Here is a 20,242-nt window from a genome sequence, read left to right as displayed (position 1 = left end):
CGGCAGTGGGGCCGCGAACCAGTGCCGCTAACTTAACCGGGTGTCGTGAGGGTGATAATCGGTGACCGGCGCTACGCTGTTTTGCGCACGGCGCAATGGCGCCCGTGCTCATCAGCGATGAACACGGACGTGGCTCAGGCGGATTGGTTTGAGCGCGTCAGCGGTAGGTTCAGCCAGCGCCGGCCAGTGGCGTTGGCGACGGCGTTGCCAAGGGCGGCGGCCATCGGCCCCTGGACGATTTCAGCGGCGCCAAGGAAGGGTTCTCCCGGCTGGTCGAGCAAATGCACATCGACTTTTTTCGGCAGTTGCGTGAAACGCAGAATCGGATAGCCGCTCCAGTCGTAGCTGCGAATGCCTCCCGCGTCGTAGGCGACTTTTTCGTACAGGGTCCAGCTCGCGGACTGGACGATGCCGCCCTCGACCTGATTGCGCAGGCCATCGGGGCTGACGATCTGGCCGACGTCCACCGCCGTCACCACGTGATCGATACGGATCTCGCCGGTCTGCGGATGCACTCGAAGTTTCACCGCGATGGCGCAGTAACCCATGATGTTTTTGTAGCGGGCAAAGGCGAAACCGATACCGGCGCCGGGCTCGCTGCTTTTTTGCGGCCAGCCGATCTCGTCACGCACACGTTCCACCACCGCGCGAGCACGCGGGTCGCTGAGATGGGCCAGACGCAAAGCAACCGCGTCGATGCCGGCCCGGATCGCCAGTTCGTCGATACTCGCCTCGATGGCAAAGATGTTGATGTGCGCACCGAGCGAACGCATGGCCGAGGTGCGAAAGGGCATCTCGGTGACGAAGGTCATGTTGATGCGCGTCGAGTTCAACGCGTACAACGGCACCGCGTTGCGATCACCATCGCCCTCAGGCTGAGCGATTGGCACGGATGGCGCCGAGGCAAAAGGCCGCGCGAGCAAGCGTGCCGGCAACAGCCGCCCGGCGTTGACGATGCGTTCGTTATGCGGCGTGGTCCAGAGTTCGTAGGCCCAGTCCTGCAGTCGACCGTGGCTGAGGCCGGCGTCGACTTCGGAGACCATCGCCGAGCTATACGGCTCCCAAAGATTTTCCTGCTCGCGCATCCACTGCACGCGCACCGGCGTCCCAGGCACGCGCAGGGCAATCAATGCTGCATCGGCGGCGGCATCATCGGCGCCGTTATGCCCGTAACACCCCGAGCCTTCGGTATGAATACAGCGCACCCGTTCAGGCGGCAGACCGAGCATTTCGGCAATCCCGGCGCGCAGCGGGTAAACACCTTGCGTGTGGGTCCAGACGGTAAGCGTGCCGTCCTTGAACCAAGCGACTGCGCAAGACGGGCCGATTGAGCCGTGCATCAGATATTGCTTGGTGACCCGCGCCTGAAAACGCGTGTCGGCCGCGCCGCTTGGCGTGCCGCTGTTGCTGATCGGATAGCGCCGTGAGGGCAGACGTTTGAGCAGACCATGAATCTCAGTCGCCTCGGGAATCGCCTCGCCGCCGCTCCATTGCGTCACCACGCTGGCACGGCGCATGGCTTTGATCGCTTGCCACTCATCACCGGCGACCACCGCCAGATAGTTGCCGTCACGGATCACCTTGACCACGCCAGCCAGCGCTTCGATGGACGCCGCATCGAATGCTTGCAGCGTGCAGCCCGGACGAGGCGGGCGGATCACCCGCGCATGCAGCATGCCCGGCAGGCGCATGTCCTGGACGAATGCTGCGCCACCGCTGACCTTCGCCGGAATGTCGAGGCGCGGCAACGAATGGCCGATCAGTTTGAAATCAGCGGCGGCCATCGCCGGTGACTGAGCCTTGGCATATTGATGCACATCGACATGCTTGACCGCGTCGGCGTAACTCATCCGTTGAGCGGCCGGGCCTACGATCACAGCGTCGCGGGTGCTCAGCAGTGCTGCATCAATCTGCCAACTGCGCGCGGCGGCATCGACGAGCATTTCGCGCACCTGCGCGGCGGCGTTATACAACGCGGTACCGCTGTCGAAAATGCTGTGGCTGCCGGCGGTGTAGCCTTCGTTGGGCGTCAGCGCGGTGTCGGCGGTGAGCAGGTTGATGGCGGTCGCCGGCACCTGCAAACGCTCGGCGGCGATTTGCAGCAGCGCGGTTTTTACCCCGGTGCCCAATTCAACCTTGCCGGTGTAGACGGTGATGCCGTCGGCGCCGATGCGGATCCAGGCGTCGAGAAACGGGTTGGTGCGCAGGCTTCCGGGCAGGTCGGGCGCGAGGACCACGGTGCCGAGCGTATCGACTTCCGTATCCGCCAACACACGCCGCGCGACCGGCATCAGGGTGAACGCCATCAGCAACGCACCACCACGCAGGAAGGCGCGCCGACTCGGGTTCAATTCATTCGACTCACTCATGTCAGGCTCCCGTTGTGCCCGGCCACCTGCTTGATCGCCTCGATGATGCGCAAGTGCGTACCGCAGCGGCACAGGTTGCCGGCCATGTGCTCGCGAATGGTCGCCTCATCCGGGTGGCGATTACGCTCAAGCAACGCCTGCGCGCGCATCAGCATGCCGGCAATGCAGTAACCGCATTGCGCGGCCTGTTTCTCAATGAACGCCGCTTGCAGAGGGCCGGGTTTTACCGCACTGCCGAGGCTTTCCACGGTGCGGATTTTTTTGCCTTCGAGGCCGGCGCAGGGCGTCAGGCAGGCGAACACCGGTTGATCGTCGACGATCACCGTGCAGGCGCCGCACTGACCGAGACCGCAGCCGTATTTGGCGCCGTTGAGGTTCAAGTGGTTGCGCAGCGCATACAGCAGCGGCATGTCCGGCTCCAGCTCAAGCGCTTGCGCGGCTCCGTTGACGTTGAGAGTGATCTGGCTCATTTCGTCTCCTGACGTAACGCTTCAATAGTGGAAGAGAGGTCGGCCCACGGCTGATCGGGGCGGGCTTGCTGGCGCAGATACGCGGCCAGTGCGCCGAGTTGCGCGTTGTCGAGGCTGGCGGCGAATGCAGGCATCAGCGGACCGGGCGATCCGGCTGTGGCGGGCAAGCCTTCAAGCACGGTTTTGAGGAAATTGCGCGAGCTGGCCGCTTGCAGCGCCGAGGTGTTTTGCAGGCCCGGGCGACCATCGATGGTGCGCATCGGCGCCGCCGGGCCATGGCAACCGGCGCAGGCGCTGCTGAAGAGCAGGGCGCCGGTCGAGTGGTCTGCCGCTTCACTGGCAGGCGTCTTTGGCGGCGGTTGCGTCAGTGGGTGCGGGTTTTCCAGGCTGAGCAAATACTCGGCAATCGCCTCGGCTTCACTGGCGGGCAAGCGGGCCAGACTCAAGCTGACCGGACGCATCGGCCCGGCGGGTGTGCCGTGGCCATCAACGATCTCAGCGCGCAGATAGCCGACCAGTTGCGCGCGACTCCACGGGTTGCTGCGTTGCCCCATGCCGACCAGCGCGGGCGCCTGCCAGCCGTCAACGCTGCCGCCCTGCAAGTATTCCGAAGATTTTTCCGCGCCGATCAGGTTCAGCGGCGAATGGCAGCCAGCGCAATGGCCCGGGCCGTCGACCAGATAACGCCCGCGATTCCACGCCGCGCTACGCCCCGCCAGCGGCGTCAGTGGCTCACCGTGCAGGAACAGCAGGTTCCAGAACGCCACCAACGGACGAATATTCATCGGGAAATTCATCTGGTTGTGCTCGGCCGGCGCGTGCACGGCGGGGCCGCTCATCAAGTAGGCATAGGCGTCGGCGATGTCTGCTGCGCTCATGCGCCGGTAGTGCACGTAGGGGAACGCCGGATAGAGGAAGTGACCATCGCGAGCAATGCCTTGACGCATCGCCCGCTCGAAGGCCGGCAGCGACCATTGGCCGATACCGGTCTCAGCGTCCGGGGTGATGTTGGTGCTGTACAGCGTGCCGAACGGCGTTACCAGCGGCAGCCCGCCGGCCAGATATTCACCGCCGGGGCGGGTATGGCAGACCGCACAATCGCCGGCCTCGACCACCCGCGCGCCGCGTTGCAACTGCGCAGTATCGAACATCGTCGGGCGCTTGATCGGCGCAATTGCCGGGCGCCACATCAGCCAAACGGCGCCGATCAGGCCGAGCACCGCGACGACGGCCACGCTGATCCATAACGTTCTGGACTTCAGCAAGTGGCGGTTCATGAGACGGAGAAAAACGCGGCAGGCAATGGCAGAACGGATGGGATACGGGTCATGACAACGCTCCTTGTAACAGCCGGGGAAGGGCGCCCCCAGGAACGACGGCGCCAAGGGCCAAAGCGTAGAGAAACCGTCATCACGGGAGAATCACCCGCGCACGCAACAGCGCGTTGCGCGAGAAGCAACGCTTGCGCCGTTGCACCGGACGCATCACTGCGTTGCTCGCCGCGTGGATTCTGCGCGTCGTCACAGGGCCGTAGCCTTGGCAGCACTTTCCTGAACTCAATGAGGTGTCATCATGCTCACGGGCAACCCGGCCGTTGCGGCAAATGCCGAACAGCCAACTTCACTGTCCGGCCTGATGGTCGCGTTCCTGGCATTTTGCTGTGGCGCGGTCGTGGCCAATCTTTATTACGCGCAGCCAATTGTCGAACTGATTGCACCGCAGATCGGTCTGTCCAGCGCTAATGCCAGCCTGATCGTTTCTCTGACGCAGTTTGGCTACGCACTGGGCCTGTTGCTGCTGGTGCCACTGGCCGACCTGATGGAAAACCGCCGGCTGGTGGTCGGCTTCACTTTGGCGGCGAGCGTCACATTGCTGTGCGCCGGGCTGACCCATTCACCGTCGATGTTCCTGCTGTTGTCTTTACTGATCGGTCTGACCTCGGTGGCCGTGCAGATCCTTGTGCCGTTGGCGGCACACCTGGCGCCCGAGGCCAGTCGTGGCCGCGTCGTCGGCAATATCATGAGCGGTCTGCTGCTGGGCATTCTGTTGTCGCGGCCACTGTCGAGCCTGTTGGTTGAAGTGTTCGGCTGGCGCGGGGTGTTTTACAGCGCGGCGGCCCTGATGGCGGTCATCGCGCTGGTCACTGCGGTGGCGCTGCCGCGTCGGCTGCCGACGCATAAAGCTTCGTATGCTGCGTTGATCGGTTCGGTGTTTGCCTTGGCCCGGCGCTATCCGCTGTTGCGTCAGCGTTCGCTGTATCAAGGGCTGCTGTTTGCCAGTTTCAGCCTGTTCTGGACTCTCGCGCCGATTGAACTGATGCGTCACCACGGCTTCACTCAGGCACAAGTCGCGATCTTCGCGCTGGTTGGTGCGGTGGGTGCCATTGCGGCGCCGATTGCCGGACGTCTGGCCGATGCCGGGCATGGTCGTCGCGGCACGCTGGTCGCATTGCTGCTGGCGCCGGTTTCGCTGCTGATCGCCGCACTCCCGGGCAGCGGCTATGTTTGGCTGGTGGTGTGCGCGGTGCTGCTGGATTTCGCCGTGCAATTGAACATGGTGCTCGGCCAGCGTGAGGTGTACGCCCTCGATCCGCACAGCCGTGCGCGCCTGAACGCCGTGTACATGACCAGTATTTTCGTCGGCGGCGCGCTGGGGTCGCTGGTTGCGAGCCCGTTGTACGAGCATTTCGGCTGGAACCTGTCCGCCGTAGCTGTGGCGCTGTTGCCAGCGCTGGCGCTTGGCTTGTTCCTGAGTCGCCAGGCCGATGTCTGAACAACCGGCGAGTGCGGGCAAGCACGGCGGTACAAGACGAGGGGGGAACAGTGATGCACAATCATCCGCGTTCCCTTTCGACCGGACCCCGCATATGGACAAGTTGCTGGCACTGAAGATGTTTGTGGAAACCGTGCGCTGCGGGGGCTATTCCTCGGCAGCGCGCAAACTCGGGATATCAACGTCGTCAGTGACACGGCAAGTCGCAGGGCTGGAACACGAGTTGGGCGCGAGCCTGCTCAATCGCACCACGCGCAACACCAGCGTGACCGTTGCCGGCCAGACCTATTTCGAAAAAGCCGTGGCGATTCTCGACGCGATTGACGAGGCCGATGCCGTCGTTGCCGATCGTGGCGCCGAAGCGCAGGGCCGTCTGCGTATCAGCGTGCCGGTGGAGTTCGGTCGGCGCCTGATTGCGCCGCACCTGAGCCGCTTGCTTGAGCGGCATCCGGGACTTGAGATCAGTCTGTCGCTGAGCGATCAGGTCAGCGACCTGCTCAGCGAGCAGATCGATGTTTCGGTGCGACTGGGGTCGTCGGTGGTCAGTGAAGACATCGTCAGCAAACGCGTGGGGCAGTTCGAACGCTGGGTGGTGGCCAGTCCGGCGTATCTGGCGCGTAGCGCAACGCTCTGTCACCCACGGGATTTGCTGGAGCATCAATGCCTGCGTTTCGATTACGGCGCCACCCACCAGCACTGGACTTTTCAGAATGAAGACGCGCCCATCCAGCTCAACGTCCACGGGCGCCTGCAAAGCAATAATGCCGACATCCTGCGCGAAGCCGCCATCGGCGGCGGCGGGGTGACGCTGCTGGCCGACTGGCTGGTACGCGACGACGTGGCAGCCGGCCGGCTGACCCGCTTGCTTGAGCAGTACGAGGTCAATCCCGGCAGCGCCAGCACGTGCATCAACGCGTTGTATTTACCCAATCACCGAGGGTCCAGCCGGATCAATGTGTTTATCGATTTCCTCATGGAAATTCTCAGCCCGGTGGCCGCGACCACGCCCGCTGCGTGATGCCTGCGGCTCAACGGCGCCCGGTCCGCGTACTGACATCAACCCAAACCGCCAACACCAGGATGCTGCCCTTGACGATCATCTGCCAATAGCTGTCGACGTCGAGCATCGACATGCCGTTGTCCAGACTGGTGATGACCAGCGCGCCGAGGAGGGCGCCGTACACCGTGCCGGAACCGCCGCGCATGGAAGTACCGCCGATAAAGCAGGCGGCGATGGCGTCGAGTTCGCCCATGCTCCCGGCCGAGGGCGAACCGGCGGCGAGGCGCGCAGTGTTGACCACGCCGGCGAGGGCGCACATCACGCCCATGATCCCGAAAATCCACAGCTTCACCGCCTGCACATTGATCCCGGACAGGCGCGTCGCTTCCATGTTGCTGCCCACGGCATAGACGCGCCGGCCGAACACGGTCTGACTGGTCACGTAGCTGAACACGCCCAGCAGAATCAGCAACAGCAGGACCGGCACGGGAATGCCGTCATAGCTGTTCAGCGTCTGCACGAAAGCGGCGAGCACGGCGCCGATCACCAACACGCGGACGACATCACGCACCAACGAATGCGCCGCGAGGCCGTGAAGGGCGCGATTGCGCCGCTGTTTCCAGGTCAGGAACACCGTCAGCGCGAACAACAGAATGCCCAGGCCCGTGCCGATTGCGTGGGGCAGGTAGCCCTGGCCAATGTAGACCAGCTCCGGCGACACCGGCGCAATGGTCGTGCCGCCAGTAATCCCCAACAGAATCCCGCGAAACGCCAGCATGCCGCCCAGACCGACGATAAACGAGGGGATGCGCAGATAAGCCGCCATGTAACCGTTGGCGAGGCCAATCATCAGCCCGCAGAGGGCAACCAGACTCAGGTTCGCCAGCAGCGGAATGTGATAGACCACATCGAGAATCGCCGCGAGGCCACCGAGCAGGCCCAGCAACGAGCCGACCGACAAATCGATCTCGCCGCTGATGATTACCAGCACCATGCCGCAGGCGAGAATGCCGGTGATCGACATTTGCCGCAGCAGATTGGAGAGGTTGCGCGGGGTGAGGAATCCGCCCTCGGTCTGCCAGCTGAAGAACAGCCAGATCAGCACCACGGCAAACACCAGCGCGAGCATTTTGTAGCGGGTGAACAGTTGTTTGACCTGATTCATTTACGCGGTTTTCCGATCATTATTGTTATGGCTGCCAGGCTGGCTGAGGGCGGCGGCGAGCACCTGTTCCTGGGTGAGTTCATGGTTGATGAAGTCACCACGCAACTGACCTTCGCCGATCACCAGCACGCGGTCGGAAACACCCAGCACTTCGGCCAGTTCCGACGAGACCATGATGATCGACACGCCGGCAGCGGCCAGTGCGCCCATCAACTTGTAGATTTCGTATTTCGCGCCGACGTCCACACCTCGGGTCGGCTCATCGAGAATCAGTACCCGGGGTTTGGCCAGCAGCATCTTCGCCAGCACGGCTTTTTGCTGATTGCCCCCCGAGAGGCTGGTGATCGGCAGGAACGGGCTGGCGGTCTTGAGGTGCAGGCGCGAGATTTCCCGATCAATGCAGCCCAGTTCGGCTTCGGCATCGATGCGGGTCAGTTTTGAGTAGTTGTCCAGCACGGCGAGGGTGATGTTCTGGCCAACGCCTAGGTCAGGAATAATGCCTTGGCGCTTGCGGTCCTCCGGCACCAGGCACAGGCCGGCACGGATGGACTTGAGCGGCGTGCGCGTGTCGATGGGTTGGCCATCGAGCCAGACTTCGCCCTCGTGGCGACCGGGGTAGGCGCCGAACAGCGCAGTCACCAGTTCGGTGCGGCCAGCACCGACCAGCCCGGCGATACCAAGGATCTCGCCGCGTTTGAGGGCAAAGGAAACATCGTCGACCCGTTTGCGCTTGGGGTTGTCGACGTCGTAGCAGGTGATGTGCCGGGCTTCGAAAATCACCTCGCCAATAGCGTGCGGCTCGGAGGGGTAGAGGTTGCTCATTTCCCGCCCGACCATTTGCGTGATGATCTGCGCAATATCCATGTCCGCCATCGCGGTGGTGGCGATGTGTTTACCGTCGCGAATCACCGAAATGGTGTCGCACACGGCGGCCACTTCATCGAGCTTGTGCGAGATGTAGACGCAGGCCACGCCTTTGGCTTTGAGGTCGCGAATGATGTCCAGCAACACCTCGATTTCCGAACGGCTCAAGGCTGATGAAGGCTCGTCGAGGATCAGCAGGCGGGCCTTCTTGTTCAGGGCCTTGGCGATTTCCACCAATTGCTGATAGCCGCCGCCGTACTGCGAAACCGGCAGCGATACGTTCATGTCGGGGACTTTCAGTTCGCGCATCAGGGCTTCGGCGCGGTGAATCATCGCCGGGTAATTCATGCGTCCGCCGGGCAGTGTCAGCTCGTGGCCCATGAAAATGTTTTCGGCCACCGACAGGTCGGGCACCAGCGTCAGTTCCTGGTGAATGATGACGATGCCGGCAGCTTCCGTTTCACTGATCGATTGCGCTCTGAGTGGTTGCCCGTCCCAGAGGATTTCACCGTCCCAGGTGCCGTGGGGGTAGACCGCCGAAAGGATCTTCATCAGCGTCGACTTGCCGGCGCCATTCTCGCCGCACAGGCCAACGCACTCGCCGGGCCTGACCTTGATGTCGATGCCGTTCAGCGCTTTGACACCGCCGAAGGTTTTGACGATGCCGTTCATTTGCAGCAGATAGTCGGACATGGAGAGGGCTCGTATATCAAAGACTCACGCACCACGAAGCCTGTGGGAGCGAGCCTGCTCGCGAAAGCGTCAGTTCAGACAATGCTTCGTTGACTGACACACCGCATTCGCGAGCAGGCTCGCTCCCACAAGGGTTTTTCGCATTACCGGAGATCACTTCCCGGCAATCTGCGCCTTGGTGTAGAAGCCGTCCTGTTCGAGCAGGTCGATGTTGTCCTTGGTCAGCGGGGTGGGCGTGAGCAGGATGGTGTCGACTTTTTTGCTGCCGTTGTCGTACTGCGAGCTGAAGGCGGGTTTTTCGTTGCGCGCCAGTTGTACCGAGAGCTTGGCGGCTTCGCTGGCGATCAGTTTCAATGGTTTGTACACGGTCATGGTTTGCGTGCCGGCGATCACGCGCTTGACTGCGGCAAGGTCGGCGTCCTGCCCGGAAATCGGCACCTTGCCGGCCAGTTGCTGCGCCGCCAGTGCCTGAATGGCGCCGCCCGCCGTGGCGTCGTTGGAAGCGACGATGCCGTCGATTTTGTTGTCGTTGCGGGTCAGGGCGTTTTCAACAATGCTCAGCGCTTCGGTCGGGTTCCATTCCTTCACCCACTGCTGGCCGACGATCTTGATATCACCCTTGTCGATGGCCGGTTGCAGCACTTTCATCTGGCCTTCGCGGAGGATTTTGGCGTTGTTGTCGGTGGGCGCACCACCGAGCAAAAAGTAATTGCCCTTGGGCGCCGCTTTCAGTACACCGCTGGCCTGCATCTCGCCGACTTTTTCGTTATCGAAGGAAATGTACGCGTCGACATCGGCGTTGAGAATCAGCCGATCATAGGACACGACTTTGATTCCGGCTTTCTTCGCTTCGGCCACCGCGTTGGTCAGCACCGTGGCGTTGAACGGAACGATGACGATGACATCGACGCCCCGGGAAATCAGGTTTTCGATCTGGGAGATCTGCTTCTGCTCGTTGGCATCGGCCGATTGCACGAAGACCTTGGCGTCCATTTTTTCTGCTGCCGCGACGAAGTAATCACGGTCACGCGACCAGCGTTCCAGGCGCAGATCATCAATGGAGAAACCTATTTTCGGGTGGGCTGCGTCAGCCAGCACCGGCAGCGACAGCAAGGCCAGAGCAGTGGCCAATAACGTGCGTTTTACGTTCTTCATGTGGGGCGTCCTTTTATTGTTGTTGGAAAGACACGGCCTGATGATGAGTATCGGGCTGGTAAAACTGTAGAGAATCCGCAGACGCCGCAGGCACAGAATTGTCGTGCAATTGTCACAGCGTCGAAGCGCCGGCAGATTCTCGTAGCGATCAGCGATAGAGGTAGCGGTTGACGATGTTCTCGAGCATTTCCTGGCGGCCGCTGACGGCTTGCGGGTTCAACTCGTTGGTGAACGCGAGCTCGGCCAACGACTCAAGGTTGAAGTCACCCGTCAACACCGCCTGCCCGAACGGCTGCTGCCAACCGGCGTAGCGTTGGTCCTTGAGCCGTTGCAGTTCGTCGTTCTGCACCATGGCCGCTGCGCGTTCTAGCGACAGGGCGAGAACGTCCATGGCGCCGACGTGGCCATGGAACAGATCGATCTGATCGAGGCTCTGGCGGCGAACCTTGGAGTCGAAGTTGAAACCGCCATTCTTGAAGCCGCCGGCCTTGAGAATTTCATAGGTGGCCGGGGTCATCTCTTCGACGCTGTTAGGGAATTGGTCGGTGTCCCAGCCGTTTTGCGGATCGCCACGGTTGGCGTCGATGCTGCCGAAAATCCCCAAGGAAACGGCCGTCGCAATTTCGTGATGAAAGCTATGCCCGGCCAGGGTCGCGTGGTTGGCTTCGATGTTGACCTTGATTTCGTGTTCCAGCCCGAACTGCTGAAGAAAGCCGAACACGGTGGCGCTGTCGTAATCGTATTGGTGCTTGGTCGGCTCCTGCGGCTTGGGTTCGATCAGCAGGTCGCCGGTGAAACCGATCTTGTGCTTGTGCTCGACCACCATGCGCATAAAGCGGCCCAGCTGTTCGCGTTCACGCTTCAAGTCCGTGTTGAGCAAGGTTTCATAGCCTTCGCGACCGCCCCATAACACGTAGTTGGCGCCTTTCAGGCGATGGGTCGCGTTCATGGCGCTGAACACCTGGGCAGCGGCGCAGGCGAACACTTCCGGATCGGGGTTGCTCGCGGCGCCGGCAGCGAAACGCGGGTTGCTGAAGCAATTGGCGGTGCCCCACAACAGCTTGATCCCGCTTTGTTCCTGATGTCGCTCGAGGTGATCAACCATCTGTGCGAAATGGTTGCGGTACTCCTTCAGTGACTGGCCTTCCGGAGCGACGTCCGTGTCATGGAAGCAGTAATAGTCGATACCCAGTTTGGAGAAGAATTCGAAGGCCGCGGCTGCTTTGCCGATCGCCAATTCCATGGGATCGCCTGCGTGTTGCCAAGGGCGCTTGAACGTCCCCGCACCGAACACATCGGAACCCGGCCAGACGAACGTGTGCCAGTAACAGGCGGCCATGCGCAGGTGTTCGCGCATGGGTTTGCCGAGGATGAGTTTGTCGGCGTCGTAGTGACGGAAGGAGAGGGGGGAATCGCTGTTTGGGCCTTCGTAGCGAATCGGCTCGACATCAGGGAAATACTGCATGGACCTTGTCCTTGTTGTTCTTGGCGGTGTCTCGATACTAGCAACGGCCCCGACCCCGCTGATTATGAAAAGCATCAACACGGGGTGCGATTTTGCGTATTGAGCTTCTTCGGCCAGGCGCCTAGTCTGTGTCAATCGCCTCTGTGACAAGGGGCTCGGGACAAGCATAAAAACAATGAAAACCGTACCGCCTGTTCACCGCATCGCTCTGTTGTTCAACGGCAGCAAGATCTACGACCGTGGCATCATCAGCGGCATCGGCAACTACCTGAGCAGCACTCGGGCCTCCTGGGACCTGTTTCTGGAAGAGGATTTTCTCTGTCGTTTGAAAGGCATCGAGCGCTGGCAGGGTGACGGGATCATCGCCGACTTCGACGATCCGTTGATTGGCGAGGCGTTGGCCGACATTCAGTTGCCGGTGGTGGCAGTAGGGGGCTCGTACGAGGATAAGCGCGCCTATCCGAAAGCGATTCCCTACGTCGCCACCGATAACAACGCACTGATAACGCTGGCCTACACGCACTTGATCGAGGCGGGACTGCAGCGTTTCGCCTGTTTCAGCCTGCCTGAAGCGCAAGCCAATCGCTGGGCGCAAGAGCGCGAAAAAGCCTTCCGCAAATTGATGAAGCGCGATGGTCTGCACGGCGAAATCTATCGCGGCATGGGCACCAGCGCACCGCTGTGGGACAGCGCCGTCGAACAACTGATCGCCTGGTTGCAAAGCCTGCCCAAACCCATCGGCATCATCGCCGTCAGCGACGCCCGTGCGCGCCAGTTGCTGCAAGCCTGCCTGACTGCCGGTATCGCCGTGCCGGAACAGGTGGCATTGATCGGCATCGACAACGACCCGCTGACCCGCAGCCTGACCCGCGTGCCGCTGAGCTCAGTCATCCAGGGCACCGAAACCATGGGCCGTACCGCCGCGCAATTACTCCATCAGATGCTCCATGGCATGCCGTCCACCGGTACACAAATCCTGATTCCTCCCGATGCGGTCAACGTGCAGGTGTCGAGCTTGCATCAACCTTTGGGCAATCCCTACGTCATGCAAGCGCTGCTGTTCATCCGCCAATACGCTTGCCAGGGCATCAAAACGGCGCAGGTGGCGGCGTATGTCGGTGTGTCGCGTTCATCACTCGAAGCGCATTTCCGCGCCGAGCGAGGCTGCAGCGTGCACGACGAGATCCTGCGTTTCAAACTGGCAGCGGCCACCAGCGGATTGAAAAATACTGACTCGGTGATCGCCGACGTGGCGCGCAGTTGCGGGTTTAAATCTGCGCAGTATCTGCACACGGTGTTTCGCCGGGAGTTTGGCTGCACACCGCGGGAGTATCAGCAAGGGGCAGGGATGCGCTGATGGAATACCGGAAATGAGGTTAGAGTGGGCATCAATGTCTTGATTGTTGCGTGAACAATGAATCGTCCGCTGTTCGTTTCTCTGGATGGGCCCAAAGGCACCGGCAAAACCACACTGTTGGAGGCCGTTACGCAAGTACTGAGGGCGGGCAACCAGAAAGTCATCCGGCTTTGCGAGAGAAAAAGCGATCCGTTCAGGGGTGAAACCATGGCCTTGATTAACACTCTGGCGAGAAATCCTTGCCGGGATCTCGAGTGGGCTGTGTGTCAGCGCCTCGCGGATAGCCGTCGCTGGATCTCCCAGAACGTTCTGACGAAGCAGCCGCTGGACAGCATCATCCTGATCGATCGCTGGTATCCCTCGGATGCCGCGTTTCGCCAAACCATCCCGTTTGCCGAAATTCTTCAATTGAATAGGGAGCGAGACGTGCGGGTGCCAGATCTGCATGTCGGCGTCGTCACCGATCCGGATATTTCGTGGGCGAGGGCGGCGACGCGCTCGCGGGGACTGGGCGGCACTGTGATCCAGAAGCACGCCGCACATGTGGCGTGTACGGAAATGTTCGAGCAAGCGGTCAAGGATCACGGCTGGATGTTGTGCCGTAATGAAGGAACGGTTGAGGAGGCGACGATGCTGGTGGTTTCTCGGATCTATGAGGTGCTTGGGTTGAACGTCGAAGTGGATGCCGTGCTTGGCGCTCAGGGTATCGCATAGACCTTGAACAGTTTGTTCGCCGTGTCGCTGGCAACCGCCACGTGCGATTCACAGGAAGGCCAGAGGCTGTAGTTGATAGCTTGGTCGCAAACTACTCTCGGCATTACGAATAAACTTCTGCGCCGCCCGGTGCTCAATTGACGTAGTCATTGAAGGATTGCACATGATCGCTCGTTGGCGCTGCAACATGAAAAGGATCAACTGACCTCACTGGCTAGCAGAATCACACGGTAGGCTTATTGAGTTGGATTCTTCGGTTTAGTGGCAGCTTCTGCATTCTCGAGAAAGCCTCGCGCCAATTGCTGGTACAACTCAGGGCCCATTCTTGAACTGACAGCCTTGGCAATCAGGGCTACCGCCATGAGACTGATCACCATACTGTGGCTATCAATCATCTCCATCACAATGATTGCAGAGGTGATTGGCGACTGAGTAACGGCAGCCAGAAAACCAACCATGCAGAGTGCAATTGTGGGCTGCGCGGCCAGATGGAATAGCTCTGCGGTATTGGCGCCGACTGCGGCCCCTACAGCGAGCGAGGGAGCGAAAATGCCTCCGGGAATACCAGAGAAGTAGGTTACTACGGTCGCCAGGAAGCGAGTAATGGGAGCGTGCCATGGCAGGACTACATCAGATGCGATGACCTGAGAGGTAATGCCGTATCCACTACCAAACGACATTCCGCCACTCAGCCAACCCAATAGAGCGACGACCAATCCACAAATGCCGGCAAACCATACTGGGTGCAGGCGCCGCCATTGCCAGATGATGAACTGCGGATGCCGCTGTGGCCATAACAACATTCGACTAAATAAACCACCCAATAGCCCGCAACCAATCCCTATGACTAATGCCGGGACGACTATGTCGAGGTTGATGTCCTGAATGCCGAAATGACCGAAATAGTTGTAGTTTCCCTGTAAGGCAATGGCAACCATCCCAGACAGGATGATGGTGCTGAGCAGAACACCGCTGGTACGGGTTTCCAACTTGCGTCCCAGTTCTTCTACCGCGAATGCGATCCCGGCCAAGGGCGTATTGAATGCAGCCGCAATACCCGCAGCACCTCCCGCCAGAATGAGATCCTCGCTGCGCACGATTCGCGCATTGGGCAGGAAGCGGTGAAAGAAGTGCATGATGGATGCGGCAACCTGGACTGATGGGCCTTCGCGTCCCGCCGAAAAGCCGCCGGTCAGCGCCAGAGTTCCGAGGCTTATCTTGGCGAAAGCAATTCGCAATGAAACCAGTCTGTTAATGGGCTTACCTTGACGCGCAAGTCGTGTTGCTGCAATTACCTGCGGAATTCCGCTGCCTTGGGCGCCGACGAAAAAGCGTGTTGTCAGCCAGACTACGAGCATGCCGATCAGTGGGGTGTAAACAAGAGGAAGCCACGCTCGCTCTGCGGTCTGTTGAGCAAACTGCGCCAGGGCTATGTCCGCGAGCCTTGCAAACGCCACCAGCAGCAAGCCGGCTATGGTTGCCGCAATCCATAATGTGACTCTAGTACGCCAGCGCATGGAGGCGAAGCCTCGGCGTAACAGCATTATCGGTTTGATCACCCGAAGGGCTCCCCTTGAAGTCGCCATATTGACCGCAAGACTAACCAAATAAGCAGCTTGTTCCAAACAGCTTTGGCAGCGCCACAAGACAGGCTCTTTTGGCGCTTACAGGTATTCATCTATCCAGTGATAGGGCTAATACCTCCAAAAAACCGGTGTAACGAGTACCAGCACGGTGAGTATCTCCAGCCGTCCCAGCAGCATGCCAATGGTCAGCAACCATTTTGCTGCGTCAGGTAATGATGAGAAGTTACCAGCGGGCCCAATGATTGTGCCCAAGCCTGGTCCCACGTTGCACACCGCCGTAGCAGCTCCGCTCAACGCTGTCGTCCAATCCAGTCCGATCAGGGCGAGTCCCAGAGCGATCACTGCAATGGTGATGGTGAAGAAAAATGAGAAGGTCAAAAGCGAACGCAAGATCTCTTCGTCAATCGGATGACCGTTGTACTTCTTTTGAATCACCGCACGAGGATGGATCAACTGCTTCAGGCTACTCACTAATAGAGCACCAGCAACCTGGAAGCGGAAAATTTTAAGGCCACCAGCTGTTGAGCCTGAACACCCGCCGACGAAGGTCAGATAGAAAAAAAGCAAGACTGCGAAGCTGCCCCACAAGGTGTAATCACCTACAGCAATTCCGGTGGTCGTGACAACCGAGGTCACATTGACCGCCACGATACGAAACGCATCCCACCATCCGTAGTCGCTGTGGAAACACAGCCATGTCCCCACCGCTAGCCAAGTCACAATCAGGAAACCAATAAACCCGCGTACCTGGTGATCCTTGAGCAGCGCACGCCGATTGCCGCGCAATGTCGCGACATAGAGGGTAAACGGCAGGCTACCCAGAATCATGATGACCACCGCGATCCAGTGAATCGCTGGCTGCGTCCAATGCCCAAGCGAGGCGTCAGAAGTAGAGAACCCGCCAGTCGAGATCAACGACATGGCATGGTTGACCGCTTCAAACGGCGTCATGCCGGCGATCCAGAGTGCTGCTGCCCCGGCGCCAGTGAGCCCAAAATAGAGAAAGAGAATGGACTTGGCTGCCACATGAGAGCGAGGTGTTACTTTCTCCGACCAGTCTGAGGACTCTGTCTGGAAAAGACGCATACCCCCCACTCGCAGCAGTGGAAGGATCGCCACAGCCATGCCGATGAAGCCGATACCACCCAACCAGTGCAGCATTGAGCGCCAGATCAACAATCCAGGTGAAGCGGTATCCAAACCACTCAAGACAGTTGAACCCGTGGTTGTAATGCCGGACATCGTTTCAAAAAAAGCGTCGGTGTAACTGATGTGACTGATGAACACCATCGGCAACGCCGCGAAGGTACATACCGCCAGCCAACTGCAAGTCGTCAGTAGATACATATCTCTTGGACGAAGCTGGGCATTGTCTGGACGACCTCGCGCTATCAAAAGGAGGCCAGTGATGAAGGTAATCAAGCTCGACCAGAGGAAGGCCGACAGGTCATCGCTGCGCTCATAGGCAACCAGTGTGATCATGGGAATAGCCATGCTCACAGCCAGCGTTATTAGAAAAATACCCAGAATGAAACCGATGAGCCGTAGTGCTGCAAGTGACATGAAAGGAACCTACTGATTTAGCGCCGTGCAGTATTGGACGACGAACCCTTCAGCCCCGTAAATTTTTCGTAAAATTTTTCCCTCAACCCATTAGAGATTGCACCTCATTATGGGGGAGGAACTAGCTTGCTCAGGTTTTTTGAATAGCCTGATGAAGCTTTAATAGAAACAGGATGAGCAAAACCGCAACAGCCACACAGCTATCGCGGTTGTTCTGCGTTTTAGCGGTTAGCGTCGGCCAAGCCAGCCTCGATGAAGCGAACGGAACTCTCCATAGCCTGCTGACCTTCTGGCAGCATGGTGGCGTAGAAGTGCCAGGCGTGGAACATCGCAGGCCATACTTCCAGGTTCACGCGAACTCGGTTATCAGCCAGGTGAGCTGCAAGGCGCATTGCATCACTCAACATCAGCTCGTTCTCGCCGATTTGCACCAAGATTGGTGGGAGACCGGTGACGTCCGCGAACACAGGTGAGGCCAGAGGATGATTGGCCAATGTGTCGCCCAGGAATGCTCTGGCGAGGATGTCCAGGACAGGCTTGGAGTTCAGAGGATCCAGACCTTCACGGTTGCTCATGGAAGCACCGGTGTGTTCGAGGTTCGCCCATGGTGAGATGGAGGAGCCAACCGCAGGCAATGGAAGCCCTTTCGATTTAGCCGCGACCATGACGCTGACAACCATTGCGCCGCCAGCCGACTCGCCAGAGAACGCAATTTTGTTAGCCGGGATTTTCTGCTCAAGCAACCATTCGTAAGCGCGCAATGTGTCGTCAATAGAGGCTGGAAACTTGTGCTCAGGAGCGAGTCGGTAGTCCGGCATGTACACACGAGCACCGAGCATTTTCGCGTAGTTGCCGCCGATACCGTGGTAGCCGTCTGGACGTCCTACAATGTAGGCGCCGCCGTGGATGTACATCACGACCGCGTCGGTTTTGATCTCGTCCGGAGTAACCAGTGTGCCGAGTACGCCACCCATGTCGACTGCTTCGAATTTAACGCCAGCTGGCGCTGGATTTTGCGCGAGCATTTTTGCGTAAGAGTCGCGGATGTCGCTCATTTTTGTGGTGGTATCGATTCCCTTGAGAACGGGTACCAGATCGCTAAGGCTATTGGCCCAGGTTTGGACGGCTGCTTGGACTTTAGTGTTCATAATGACCTCAATTGATCGTTGGGAGTGGATTAGCTAATTGAGATACTATGCTTACTATTGGGGAATAGGGTTCCCCATAACAGGTGCTAAGCCGCCCGAACGTTGAGACCACCGAGGCCAAATGGAACTCCATAACCTGAATGATATTGCCGCGTTTGTGAGCTCGGTAAACGCTGGAAGCTTCACTGCGGCGGCAAAACAGCTTGGCCTTACGCGCTCTGCAGTGGGGAAGTCGATAGTCAGGCTCGAGGCTCGTTTACAGGTACGTTTACTGAATCGCACTACGCGTAGCTTGAGCATGACCGATGACGGCCAGGTTCTGTATGAGCGCTGCGTGGGCGTTCTTCAGGATCTGGACGACGTGGAGGATGCCCTTGCGTTTCGTCGTTCGACACCCAGTGGGCGACTGCGGATGAGTCTGCCGGTTGCGTTGGGCAGACTTCATGTCCTTCAGCACATTGAGTGCTGTCTTAAGGATTGGCCCTCCCTGAGCGTGGATATCACCTTTTCTGACAGGCTGGTCGATCTGATCGATGAGGGATTTGATCTCGCCATGCGCATCGGGCCACCGAAGGAAGATTCTCGGTTGTTAACGCGCACTGTGGCCTACCAACAAATGATTACCTGCGCTTCACCCAAATATTTGGATCAGCATGCCGAGCCTAAAACGCCGGAGGATTTATCCGAGCACCAGTGCCTGCATTTCGTGAGTGGTGGGAGATTGCTTCCCTGGAATTTTCGCGTGAATGGTAGCGCTGTGTCCGTTACTCATGGTGGAAGGCTACAGATGGACAGTGCTGAGTCATTACACCAGTCAGCTGTCGCTGGCCTGGGTATCGCGACTCTTCCTTCCTACGTGGTGAACGACGATTTGAGGAGCGGCAAGCTTGTTCAATTGCTCGCTGGGTATGCAGAGGCCGCAGAGCCTATTCGGGTGATCTACCCTAGCAAGCGGCACCTCTCTCCAAAAATTCGACTCTTCATCGATAAGCTCGTGGAGGCTTGGTCACCATGCCCACCATGGGAGCATCACCTAGGGGAAGGCACTCACTCAGGTTGATCAGTGAGCGAGGTGCGTAATTGCAATTACAGAGGCAACGATGATGAATTCAACCTGGGCAGATCAAGTGGCACTTGTGAGTGGAGCGGGCAGTGAGCTTGGAATCGGTATGGCCATTGCCCATCGTCTCGGCGCTCAAGGGGCCAAGTTGATCGTCACGGCAAGCAGCGCACGCATCAATGAGCGGGTTGCGGAGTTACGTGCCGCCGGCTTCGAAGCAGTGGGTCGACCGGTCGACTTGACTCAGGAAACTCAGGTGAGTGAATTCGTCGCTTGGGCTGAGGCCGTCTGGGGCCGCATCGATATTCTTGTAAATAATGCCGGTATGGCGATGCAAGGGAGTCCAGAACAGTTCTCCGAGTTCACGAGTACGAGCCTCGAAAGCTGGAATCTTTCCATCGCTAGAAATCTGACAACTGCGTTTCTGTTAACCCAAGGGGTGTTGCCTGGGATGCGAGCGAGAGGCTATGGCCGCATAGTGAACATCAGCTCAACTACCGGCACGCGGGCCAGTAATCCAGGGGAGGCTGCTTACAGTGCTGCAAAGGCGGGAATGGTAGGAATGAACATGAGTCTAGCCCTTGAGGTGGCTCATCAAGGTATCACGGTGAACTCAGTTGCCCCTGGCTGGATAGCTACAGGGTCGAGCACGCCTGATGAAGTCAAAGCTGCATGTTCTACGCCTCTCGGGAGAGCGGGGCGCCCAGACGAAGTGGCCGCAGCCGTTGTATTCCTGGCTTCACCTGAAGCGAGTTACATCACCGGTGAACTGCTCGTGGTGGATGGAGGCAATTGTCTGGTTGAGAACAAAGCGGGTTAAGACATTTTAATTCCTGAGAGGGACCTCAACGTTGCCTGAAC

General features: G+C 59.2%; 16 protein-coding genes. 6 read left to right on the top strand and 10 right to left on the bottom strand.

The window, feature by feature from the left end; all coding sequences use genetic code 11:
- Window positions 1–134: 134 nt before the first annotated feature.
- From AB4O11_RS23285 to AB4O11_RS23275, 3 genes are read right to left on the bottom strand one after another with little or no spacing between them, the layout of a single operon-like run.
- A complete protein-coding gene (locus AB4O11_RS23285) occupies window positions 135–2,369 on the bottom strand; it encodes a xanthine dehydrogenase family protein molybdopterin-binding subunit (RefSeq protein WP_460128771.1) in 2,235 nt (744 codons plus the stop codon).
- On the bottom strand, window positions 2,366–2,839 hold the full coding sequence (locus AB4O11_RS23280; protein ID WP_093431633.1) for a (2Fe-2S)-binding protein: 474 nt from the start codon (window positions 2,837–2,839) through the stop codon (window positions 2,366–2,368). Before AB4O11_RS23280 ends, AB4O11_RS23285 begins: the two co-directional genes overlap by 4 nt.
- Window positions 2,836–4,104, bottom strand: a complete 1,269-nt coding sequence (locus AB4O11_RS23275; RefSeq protein ID WP_460090924.1) for a c-type cytochrome — start codon at window positions 4,102–4,104, stop codon at window positions 2,836–2,838. The genes AB4O11_RS23280 and AB4O11_RS23275 overlap by 4 nt, the downstream gene beginning before the upstream one ends.
- Before the next feature lie 307 nt (window positions 4,105–4,411).
- Here AB4O11_RS23275 and AB4O11_RS23270 point away from each other — a divergent pair, with 307 nt between their 5' ends.
- Together AB4O11_RS23270 and AB4O11_RS23265 are read left to right on the top strand one after the other, a co-directional pair.
- Window positions 4,412–5,611 (top strand): MFS transporter, encoded by a 1,200-nt coding sequence (locus AB4O11_RS23270; protein WP_093431639.1) that lies wholly within the window; start codon window positions 4,412–4,414, stop codon window positions 5,609–5,611.
- A 94-nt stretch (window positions 5,612–5,705) separates the two neighbouring features.
- Window positions 5,706–6,629, top strand: coding sequence for a LysR family transcriptional regulator (locus AB4O11_RS23265; RefSeq protein WP_460128770.1), 924 nt, complete (start codon window positions 5,706–5,708; stop codon window positions 6,627–6,629).
- Window positions 6,630–6,639: 10 nt separating this feature from the next.
- On the opposite strand, the gene AB4O11_RS23260 is transcribed toward AB4O11_RS23265, so the two are convergent.
- The 4 genes from AB4O11_RS23260 to xylA all read right to left on the bottom strand — a co-directional run bounded on the left by AB4O11_RS23260 (window position 6,640) and on the right by xylA (window position 11,953).
- On the bottom strand, window positions 6,640–7,776 hold the full coding sequence (locus AB4O11_RS23260; RefSeq protein WP_093431645.1) for a sugar ABC transporter permease: 1,137 nt from the start codon (window positions 7,774–7,776) through the stop codon (window positions 6,640–6,642).
- Entirely contained in the window at window positions 7,777–9,333 is a 1,557-nt protein-coding gene (gene xylG / locus AB4O11_RS23255; protein WP_460128769.1) for a D-xylose ABC transporter ATP-binding protein, read from the bottom strand. It abuts the gene before it with no gap.
- A gap of 153 nt (window positions 9,334–9,486) precedes the next feature.
- Window positions 9,487–10,488: a D-xylose ABC transporter substrate-binding protein gene (gene xylF / locus AB4O11_RS23250; protein ID WP_016986083.1), complete on the bottom strand. Its 1,002-nt coding sequence runs from the start codon at window positions 10,486–10,488 to the stop codon at window positions 9,487–9,489.
- 148 nt (window positions 10,489–10,636) lie between these two features.
- Window positions 10,637–11,953 carry a xylose isomerase gene (gene xylA, locus AB4O11_RS23245; protein ID WP_460128767.1) on the bottom strand — a complete coding sequence of 439 codons (1,317 nt, stop codon included), beginning with the start codon at window positions 11,951–11,953 and terminating at the stop codon, window positions 10,637–10,639.
- A gap of 175 nt (window positions 11,954–12,128) precedes the next feature.
- On the opposite strand from xylA, the gene AB4O11_RS23240 reads away from it, so the two are divergent.
- Together AB4O11_RS23240 and AB4O11_RS23235 are read left to right on the top strand one after the other, a co-directional pair.
- Complete coding sequence (locus AB4O11_RS23240) at window positions 12,129–13,310, top strand: XylR family transcriptional regulator (RefSeq protein ID WP_093431655.1); 1,182 nt, start codon at window positions 12,129–12,131, stop codon at window positions 13,308–13,310.
- Window positions 13,311–13,367: 57 nt separating this feature from the next.
- The gene (locus AB4O11_RS23235) at window positions 13,368–14,024 is read left to right on the top strand and encodes a dTMP kinase (RefSeq protein WP_460128765.1); all 657 of its coding nucleotides are present in this window, start codon (window positions 13,368–13,370) and stop codon (window positions 14,022–14,024) included.
- 236 nt (window positions 14,025–14,260) lie between these two features.
- On the opposite strand, the gene AB4O11_RS23230 is transcribed toward AB4O11_RS23235, so the two are convergent.
- The 3 genes from AB4O11_RS23230 to AB4O11_RS23220 form a co-directional block, all read right to left on the bottom strand.
- Window positions 14,261–15,583: a chloride channel protein gene (locus AB4O11_RS23230; RefSeq protein ID WP_460128763.1), complete on the bottom strand. Its 1,323-nt coding sequence runs from the start codon at window positions 15,581–15,583 to the stop codon at window positions 14,261–14,263.
- A gap of 135 nt (window positions 15,584–15,718) precedes the next feature.
- Complete coding sequence (locus AB4O11_RS23225; RefSeq protein WP_460128761.1) at window positions 15,719–17,173, bottom strand: TrkH family potassium uptake protein; 1,455 nt, start codon at window positions 17,171–17,173, stop codon at window positions 15,719–15,721.
- Between the two features lie 221 nt (window positions 17,174–17,394).
- Window positions 17,395–18,321 carry an alpha/beta hydrolase gene (locus AB4O11_RS23220; RefSeq protein WP_460128759.1) on the bottom strand — a complete coding sequence of 309 codons (927 nt, stop codon included), beginning with the start codon at window positions 18,319–18,321 and terminating at the stop codon, window positions 17,395–17,397.
- A gap of 121 nt (window positions 18,322–18,442) precedes the next feature.
- On the opposite strand from AB4O11_RS23220, the gene AB4O11_RS23215 reads away from it, so the two are divergent.
- Window positions 18,443–19,381: a LysR family transcriptional regulator gene (locus tag AB4O11_RS23215; protein WP_116256157.1), complete on the top strand. Its 939-nt coding sequence runs from the start codon at window positions 18,443–18,445 to the stop codon at window positions 19,379–19,381.
- Window positions 19,382–19,424: 43 nt separating this feature from the next.
- Window positions 19,425–20,201 (top strand): SDR family NAD(P)-dependent oxidoreductase, encoded by a 777-nt coding sequence (locus tag AB4O11_RS23210; RefSeq protein WP_460131141.1) that lies wholly within the window; start codon window positions 19,425–19,427, stop codon window positions 20,199–20,201.
- The last annotated feature ends 41 nt before the right edge of the window (window positions 20,202–20,242 follow it).

Source organism: Pseudomonas sp. H1_D05 (genome assembly GCF_054682705.1).
Note: the sequence above shows the minus strand (reverse complement) of the source record. Positions and strands in the feature narration are given on the sequence as shown.